The following is a 9225-nucleotide window of genomic DNA, read 5'->3' as shown; positions in this document are numbered from 1 at the left end:
TAACTTTTGTTTAACTTAATAATTAAAGTATGAAAAACAGCAAAAATTTAAGTCTGTTAGGCTGCTTGGACAAAATTCAGCGGTTATTCTTCATTGCTTTGTTCGCAGTAATTTCTATAGGAGCTTACGCGCAAAGTAAAACAGTATCGGGTACTGTGATTGACCAGACCGGAGAACCGGTTATTGGTGCCAATGTTATTGTTAAAGGTACTACTAATGGTGTGATCACTGACTTAGATGGTAAATTTACCCTTACTAATGTACCGGATAAAGGTACGATTTCTGTTTCTTTTATAGGATATAAGGATCAGGTGATTCCTGTTACAGGAAAAACAAGCCTTCAAGTGACGTTGCAGGAAGATAATGCAATGCTGGATGAAGTTGTGGTAGTTGGTTATGGTGTACAAAAGAAGAGCGATGTGACCGGTGCTATGGCTCGTGTTGGTTCGGAAGAATTAAATGTGAAACCTGTATCGAATGCTTTTGAAGCATTGCAAGGTAAAGCTGCAGGTGTCGATATTACAAGTAGTGAACGTCCGGGTACGATTGGTTCTATTCGTATTCGTGGTAACCGTTCATTAAACGCAAAGAATGACCCTTTGTACGTAGTTGACGGTGTTCCCTTAAATTCAGGTGGTATTGAAACTCTCAACCCGAGAGACATCGAATCTATTGATATTTTGAAAGATGCTTCTTCAACAGCTATCTATGGTTCTCGCGGTGCCAATGGTGTTATTCTGGTTACTACCAAACGTGGTAAAACTGGTGCCATGTCGTTGAACTATTCTGGTTCTGTGACTTTGGAAACTTTGCAAGATAAATCTCCCGCCATGAGTGCCAGCGATTATATCACTTGGCGTCGTTGGGCATATTATAACTCAAATCCAACAGCTAATCCTATGGGAAATCAGCCTAACTATGATAAAGACCAGGCCTATTTCTCCGGTGATAACTATGCTTTGGCAAATGTAAATAAAGGCTGGGAAAATGGCTCTTGGGATGGTTCTAAAGTTACTGATACGGACTGGGCAGGTATGGTTACCCGTACAGGTGTTACTCATGAACATACTATAAGCGGTAGCGGTGGTACTGAAATGATGCAAGGGTTCTTCTCTTTCGGTTATTTGAATAATGAAGGTACTCAGAAAGGTCAGGAGTACGAGCGCTATAACTTCTCTATGTCTTTGGACTTGCAACCCACTCCATGGTTCAAACTGGGCGGCTCTATCAATGGTTCTTATGCTGTTCAGGATTATGGTTACTCTCGTACAGGACAGTCTTCTAACTCTGGTCCTACTGATATCTATAGTGCTGCAAAGGCCATTCCGCGTTATGCAGTGCCTTATGATGACAAAGGTGATATCATTTTACAACCTGCAGGTTCTGTAACGAATGTGTATACAGTGATAGATGAATGGAATAAGTCTACAGATAATCGTCAGAATTTCCGTGCGCTGGGTAGCTTCTATGCTCAAATGGATTTTGGCAAGATATGGCAACCGTTGGAAGGTTTAAGCTATAAGATTGCTTTTGGTCCTGATTTCCGTTATAATCGTCAGGGAATCTTTATTGATAGTAGTTCAGCAGTTCGTGCAGGTAGCAAAAACTATGCTAAGTGGGCTTCTACCCGCAACTTCTCGTGGACACTGGATAATATGGTTACTTATAATAAGAAGATTGGTGAGCATCGTTTCGATGTAACTTTGCTTCAGAGTGCTTCTAAAGTCAACACTGAAACTGCTAACATGAGCGAACAAGGTGTATTGATGCCGACATTCATGTGGAACAATATGGGAGCTATAGATATAACCAACAGCGATTATAAAGCTGGTATGGGCACAGGACTTACTGAACAGCAACTGGCTTCTTATATGGCTCGTATTAACTATTCATACAAGGACCGTTATTTGTTGACTGTATCAGGTCGTTATGATGGCTCTTCAGTATTGGCAGAGGGCAATAAATGGGATTTCTTCCCTTCTGCAGCTTTAGGCTGGCGTATAGATCAGGAAGCCTTCATGGCAGATATTACCTGGATTAATCAGTTGAAACTTCGTGCCGGTATGGGTACCACAGGTAACTCTTCTGTTGATCCTTATGGAACTTTAGGAGTGATTGGTGCTTATTGGATGCCGTTCAGTACAGGTAATACATTGATTCTGACTACTAATGAACCTTACTATGTGAAGGACCAGAATCTGATGTCTAATAAGAATTTGGGTTGGGAGAAGACTACTCAGTTTAACTATGGTGTTGATTTTAGTTTCCTGAATGGCCGTATTGGTGGTACAGTTGACGTTTACCATTCCAGAACTAAAGACTTGCTGATGTCTATGAAACTTCCTTCATTGACGGGTTATCCTTCAGTAATGTCAAACGTAGGAGAAACAAAGAACTTTGGTGTTGATCTTTCAGTGAATGCTGTTCCGGTACGTTATAAGGATTTTGAATGGAATTCAACGCTGAACGTAGCTTACCAAAAAGATGAGATTGTGGAACTTGCTAATGGTAAACAGGATATGATTGATAACTCTTGGTTTATTGGTGAGTCAATCAATATATATTATGGAGTAGCAGCTAACGGAATATGGCAGGAATCAGAAGCCGCCGAAATGGCTAAGTTTAATGAGAAGGGACATAAATTCTCAGCCGGTATGGTGAAACCTGTTGACCAGAATGGCGACTATGTAATTGATAACAATGACCGTGTTATTTTGGGTAGTAAAAACCCACGCTGGACAATGGGATGGTCTAACAGCTTCACTTATAAAGGCATTGACCTTTCGATTGAACTTTACGGACGTTTCGGTTACATGATTAATACAGGTGGCGAAGGTCAGTTCGGTATGTACAATCAACGTGAAATTGATTATTGGACTCCGGATAATCCAGGTGCAGAATGGCAGAAGCCTATTTACAGTACGGCAGGTGGAGATCCTTATTCCAGCTTGTTAGGTTTCAAAGATGCCTCTTTTATAAAGATACGTAATATCTCTTTGGGATATAATTTTGATAAGAAATTATGTAAGAGCATCGGTCTTAATTCATTGAAACTCTATGCTCAAGCTAAAAACTTAGGTAACCTTTATTCTTCTGTAGATTTCATTGATCTGGATCTTGGTACAACATATTATAACAGAGGCTTTACATTTGGTATTCAAGTAGGTTTCTAAAGTCAAAGAATAATAAATATAAAATGGAATATATCATGAAAAATATAAGAAAAAAAGTTTTATTCGGTACGATGGTGCTTGTATTGGCAACCGGTACCTCTTCATGCGGCGATAGTTTTCTGAAAGAAGACGCAGGACACATGTATACTGATGGAATTCTTGAAACAGAAGAAGGAGTGCTTGCTATGGCGGCATCTCTTTATGGTAATCTTCGTTGGCACTTTGGCTATGAATGGGCTTATGGCATCACTCTTTACGGAACGGACGAATTTACAAATGGCGCCGACTTGACCAGTGAACCATGGAATACTTATGATAATCGTTTGAATCCATTGGACTGTAAGAAAGCGAGTGGTGCTGCAAACGATAACTGTCCGGGTGTTTCTGCATTGTGGGATGAAATGTATTATGGTATTTCTACTGCCAATTTGTTGATATCCAGGGCAAGTACACTGAGCAATGAAACAACGCGTAATAAAGCGATGGGAGAGGCTTACTTCCTCCGTGGTTACAACTATTATCGTTTGTTTGCCCAATATGGTGGTGTGGTTATCCAGACAACTCCTCCTGACGGTGTTGTGAGAAACTTCAATCGTTCAAGTGCTGAAGAAACACTTAATCAGGTCATTGCAGACTTAGAAGAAGCTTACAACTTGTTGCCGACAGATAAATGGCGTGGTAATGGAACATGGACGAAGTACACTGCGGCGCATTTCCTGGCTAAGGCATTACTGTATCGTCAGTCTGAGCGTTGTGCTGACTGGAACTCAGCATATCCTGCAAAAACAGATCTTGACAAATGTATCAAGCTTTGTGATGAGGTGATAGCAGCATGTCCGTTGGCAAAAGATTATAATACACTTTATTCTGAATGGACCGGTGTGGATTGTAAGAATGAAGGTGATGCTGAAATCTTGATGGCAGCGTTGCACAATGATGATAGTTCAACAGTGGGACGCTATGGTAACCGTACTTATAACTACTTTAATCCACAATTCTCTAACTTCTCCGGTGGTTGGACACAGCGTGGACAATACATTGGTGGTATGGACTTTCAACGTTGTCGTCCTACGGAATATGCTTATTCTATATTCGACAATGTGAACGATGCCCGTATGTGGAAGACGTTTAAGACTATTTACGGTTTGAACAGCATTGCTAAGAAGGCAGCAAATGTAATGAGTGAAAATGGAATTACTGCCGATCAGGTACCTACCTTAGGTGATGAAGGTATTATCTTTATTCTGAATAAGAAAAGTGATACAACGTTTGATAATGCTCCTTACGGAACATATGGACGTGGTGCTCAACCACACTCTTTCGTAAATCCTGAAACAGGTAAATGGGTTCCTAACGTATTTCCGTTGTTCCTGAATGGTAAATATGTATTGAATACTTATGGTGTAAGTGGCGACCCCAGCCAGTCTAACGTCTTCTGTGGCATCAACAAAACAGATGATGGCTCTCGTACAGGTGAGAAAGGTGATGCACACCGTGATGTTATCATGGCACGTAGTGGCGAAACTTATTTGGTTAAGGCAGAGGCACAGGTTAGATTGGGCGATTACCAAGATGCAATTTCTACTGTGAACGTATTGCGTAAGCGTGCTGAATGGAAAGATGGTGAAGATCGTGAGTATTATACAGATGGTTCTATGGCTTTCACATCCAACTCTACAGCTACTGCTACATTAGGTAAATGTGTAGATGAGAATGGGGCTAAATTGACGAATGCACAGGCTTTCAATGCATCATTCATTCAAAAGAATACTTATTTCTTATCGACTGGTGTTGATCGTTCTGTAAATAAGACACCTTCAAGTCTGCAAATTACCAGCTATCAGCAGTTGCCCGAAGAAGATGAAGCTGTATTGGCAGAATTAGGTTGTACTGATGTAAAAGATCGTTTGATTAACTTTATATTAAACGAACGTACCCGTGAGTGTTTGGGCGAATGGAATCGTTGGGATGAATTAAGCCGTACCAAAACTCTGCTAAAACGCGCTAAATTGTACAATCCTGAGGCAGCGCCTAATGTTGCTGAAAAGCATCTGCTCCGTCCAATTCCACAGACTTTCATTGACGCTTTGACAAATGAAAGTGGTAAGAATCTGACAGCAGCAGAGAAAAAAGCTTTGCAAAATCCGGGATATGAGGCTGAATAAAAATATTCAATAATAGATTTGACCTTGGAGAAGGAAACTTTTCCAAGGTCTTTTTTTCAAAACCAGACGTAGTCGTGCAGGCGGTGGCGAAAGTTTGTATCCTTGAGTCGCCACTAAGTGAAGTTTCAATTAAGGGGTGCGAAATACAAAAAACTGATAAGAATGCAGGATGTAAACGGACTGGTCATAGTGAAGAATTCGTCTATTCAAACAGAAAATGCTGAGGTGTCGGTGGTGGATGGACGAAACATCATGTTAATCAATGTGAAGTTAGATGTTCCGGGTGAAAACTTACAAGTAGAATATTCGGGAGAATTATCTCGCCCTGTCATGTATAATCGCTAAACTTGAATCGGAATATTTAATAAACCTAAATAGATACTCCGAATTGTTATTAGTTCTATATATATTATCTATTTTTAGACAATAAACTTCCTTTTAATCCAGATGCTCCATGAATATTCGAAAAACACAATTACTAATTCTGTTATGCACATTCTGTATCCTTACTCCGGGGTATACGCAGCAGTCTTTTTTTGAGGAGTTCAAAAAAACGGTAGGAGATTATGCTGCTCTTTATACCAATAAAGTAGAAGTTGGCTATAGCCCTTATTTTTATATAAACCATCCTTATTGGGATACGGATGAATTTCAGAAAGGTGCAATTTGTTATCAGGGTCTATTGTATGCTGATGTGCAGCTTCGGTATGATACCTATAAGAAACAGTTGATTGTGATTACTCCCGAAAAACGGATACTTCTTCAGGTGGATATGAGGAAAGTGGATTACTTCATTATTGGTGCGAAGAAGTTTATGCCTCATGAGGATACTTACGCTGCGTTGCTGTATGATGCTCCGCAGATGAAGCTGACGCAATATGTTTTGTGTAGGTTGGGAGCGTCTGTTGAAAAAAATAGGATTAGTTATAGGAAATTTGAGAAAAGTGCGCGTTTTGTGTTGTCCAAAGATAATACAGAATATATAGTAACTTCCCGTTCCAGTTTTCTTAAACTCTTTCCGGTTTATAAGAAACAATTAAAGAAGTATGCAAGAGAACAAGACCTGAACTTTGGTATTGCTCACCGTGCTGAGTCCTTGACTGCAATGACACAATATGCTGACTCTCTGATTAATAAGAAATAGCTATGAAAGTACATTCTATAAGATATATAACAGTCGTTCTGTTGCTTATATCCCCTTTTGCCGTATGGGCGCAGCAACTGCCAACAGATAGTATTTCTATTTTTGAACTGATAGATGCTGTTGAAAAAAGTACCTCTTGCCGTATTTATACGACGATTGCAGATCCTTTCAAAGTGAAGAAGAGCGAGACAGCAAAACCTACTGCCGAGAGTTTGCGGCAGGCATTGACTGGCACACGCTACAAAGTCAGCGTGTATGGGAACCAGATATTTATTCTTCCGGATGCATATTTGTCTACGACCCTTACTCCGGCTCTGAAAGGTGAAAAAAAAATGGATGATGAGCAATCCTCTTCTTTTGTTCCTATAGTGAAATCTTCTTCTGAGAATAAAGTATATGAAATAGGAAATAAGTATAAGCCTTCTTCTGAAGAGATGGTGACGTTGACCGGAAGAGTGACGGATTTTAAATCCGGACAGAATCTGGAGGGTATCAATATCATCCACAGGGAACCGTGGGTTGCCACTGCTACGGATCGACAGGGGAATTTCACGATTAAACTGCCTGTAGGGTACAATACTATTGAAATCAATGGGGTGAATATTAAAGAGACTCGTCGGCAATTAATGGTGTATGGAGATGGAATTGCCCATATAGAGCTGGAAGAAGAGAACCACTTACTGGACGAAGTCGTTATCGTTTCAGGACGTGTGCAAAATGTGAGAAGTACCCAGTTGGGTATGGAAAAGTTTCAGCCCGGCTTACTGAAAAATATCCCTACGGCTATGGGTGAGGTGGATGTGCTGAAGATGCTTCAGACTCTTCCGGGCATCAAAACAGTAGGTGAAGCGTCCAGCGGATACAATGTGCGCGGAAGTGCTGCGGATCAAAACCTGTTGATGTTGAATAACGGAACAATTTATAATCCTAACCATTTGTTCGGCTTCTTCACCGCTTTTAACTCGGATATGATAAAAGATGCGGAACTCTATAAGAGTAGTATTCCCAGCCAATACGGGGGACGCATAGCCTCTGTACTGAATGTCACCAGTAAAGAAGCCAGTAAGGAGAAGTTTACGGGGTCGGCAGGTATCGGAATTGTGACCAGTAAGCTGAATCTTGAAATACCCATCATTAAAGAGAAAACATCGCTTCTTTTGAGTGGACGCACCACTTACTCGGACTGGATTATGAAGTTGCTGCCCGAGAAGAGCGGATACCGTGACGGAAAAGCCGGATTTTATGATTTAGGGGGTGTGTTCTCGCATACATTGAATGAGCGGAATAAACTGAATGTATACGGCTATTACAGTCATGATCGTTTTGCTTTTAACGATAACCAGAAGTATGCCTACAACAATATGAACTTCTCAGCGAACTTGAGAAGCATATTCTCCGAGAAGCTGACCGGGAATTTCTCTTTCGGTTATGACCATTACGATTACCGGAATGACGAAAGTGTGGAAGAAACAGCCGCCGCCCGGTTGTCATTCGCCATTAACCAATGGTTTGGAAAAGCGGATTTCACTTACACCCTCAATGATGCCCATACGTTGAATTTCGGACTAATGAGCCAGTTTTACAATATAAATTCGGGAACTTATGAGCCGTTGCATGAGAACTCACTGGTGAAATGGGACCAACTTCAAAAGGACAAAGCACTGGAAAGTGCCATTTACATCGGAGATCAATGGGAAATAACCCCTAAGCTATCCGTGAATGCAGGTATACGCTATTCCATGTTCAATCTCTTGGGTCCACGCACTTATTATACTTATCAGGATGGCATGCTTCCCTCTTCTGCTACCCTTGTCGATTCAGTATCAGTAAGTAGCGGAAAAGTAGTTAAAACCTATCAGGGACCGGAGCTCAGACTATCTGCCCGGTATGCTTTCAATGATGACTTCTCAGTAAAGGCAGGTTTCAACACGATGCGCCAATATATTCATAAGGTGTCGAACACTACGATTATGTCGCCCACGGATACATGGAAGCTGAGTGATACTAATATAAAACCTCAAAATGGCTGGCAGTTGGCGGCAGGTGCCTATTATAATACTCCCGGACAGGTATTGGAATTATCAGTGGAAGGCTATTACAAGAAACTCAATGATTATCTGGATTATCGCAGTTCTGCCAAGTTAGTGATGAATCATCACCTGGAAACGGATGTGATAAATACGGAAGGTTATGCCTATGGCGTTGAGTTCCAGGTTAAGAAACCAGCCGGTAAGTTGAACGGATGGGTAAGCTACACTTATTCCCGTACTTTTCTGCGGCAGAATGACCCACGTATAGCCCGCCCCGTCAATAATGGTGAATGGTATCCGACGGAATATGACAAACCGCATGACTTCAAGCTGGTGGGAAACTATAAGTTCACCCGCCGCTATAGCCTGTCTTTCAATATGGATTACAGCACGGGACGTCCTACCACCATCCCCGCCGGACAATACTATGACCAAGGTTTGAAGTCTATGCAAGTGTATTACACGGATCGTAATAGTTATCGGGTTCCCGATTACTTCCGCCTTGACCTTGCTTTCAATGTAGAGCCAAGTCACCATCTGACTTTGTTGACGCATAGTTCTATTTCTTTCGGTATCTATAACCTGACCGGAAGAAAGAATGTTTATTCCATTTATTATGTATCTGAAAAGGGTAAAATACAAGGATATAGGATGTCCATTTTTGGCGCTCCCATTCCATTTATTACTTATAACATTAAATTCTGAACGGTATG

The 9225-nt window shown here is 41.0% G+C and carries 5 protein-coding genes; all 5 read left to right on the top strand.

What is annotated here, in order from left to right; all coding sequences use genetic code 11:
• Positions 1-29: 29 nt before the first annotated feature.
• The 5 genes from QZ135_RS17785 to QZ135_RS17765 all read left to right on the top strand — a co-directional run bounded on the left by QZ135_RS17785 (position 30) and on the right by QZ135_RS17765 (position 9217).
• Positions 30-3173 carry a TonB-dependent receptor gene (locus QZ135_RS17785; RefSeq protein ID WP_294612287.1) on the top strand — a complete coding sequence of 1048 codons (3144 nt, stop codon included), beginning with the start codon at positions 30-32 and terminating at the stop codon, positions 3171-3173.
• A 35-nt stretch (positions 3174-3208) separates the two neighbouring features.
• Positions 3209-5338, top strand: a complete 2130-nt coding sequence (locus QZ135_RS17780; RefSeq protein WP_294612284.1) for a RagB/SusD family nutrient uptake outer membrane protein — start codon at positions 3209-3211, stop codon at positions 5336-5338.
• Between the two features lie 162 nt (positions 5339-5500).
• Positions 5501-5683, top strand: a complete 183-nt coding sequence (locus tag QZ135_RS17775) for a hypothetical protein (protein ID WP_294612281.1) — start codon at positions 5501-5503, stop codon at positions 5681-5683.
• Between the two features lie 109 nt (positions 5684-5792).
• On the top strand, positions 5793-6482 hold the full coding sequence (locus tag QZ135_RS17770) for a hypothetical protein (protein ID WP_294612279.1): 690 nt from the start codon (positions 5793-5795) through the stop codon (positions 6480-6482).
• A 2-nt stretch (positions 6483-6484) separates the two neighbouring features.
• Complete coding sequence (locus QZ135_RS17765; protein ID WP_294612275.1) at positions 6485-9217, top strand: TonB-dependent receptor; 2733 nt, start codon at positions 6485-6487, stop codon at positions 9215-9217.
• The last annotated feature ends 8 nt before the right edge of the window (positions 9218-9225 follow it).

Source organism: uncultured Bacteroides sp., assembly GCF_905207245.1.
Taxonomy (GTDB): Bacteria; Bacteroidota; Bacteroidia; order Bacteroidales; family Bacteroidaceae; genus Bacteroides.
Note: the sequence above shows the minus strand (reverse complement) of the source record. Positions and strands in the feature narration are given on the sequence as shown.

Coding starts and splice junctions, on each gene's coding strand:
- QZ135_RS17785 (WP_294612287.1), top strand. CDS start 30: ATGAAAAACAGCAAAAATTTAAGTCTGTTAGGCTGCTTGGACAAAATT.
- QZ135_RS17780 (WP_294612284.1), top strand. CDS start 3,209: ATGAAAAATATAAGAAAAAAAGTTTTATTCGGTACGATGGTGCTTGTA.
- QZ135_RS17775 (WP_294612281.1), top strand. CDS start 5,501: ATGCAGGATGTAAACGGACTGGTCATAGTGAAGAATTCGTCTATTCAA.
- QZ135_RS17770 (WP_294612279.1), top strand. CDS start 5,793: ATGAATATTCGAAAAACACAATTACTAATTCTGTTATGCACATTCTGT.
- QZ135_RS17765 (WP_294612275.1), top strand. CDS start 6,485: ATGAAAGTACATTCTATAAGATATATAACAGTCGTTCTGTTGCTTATA.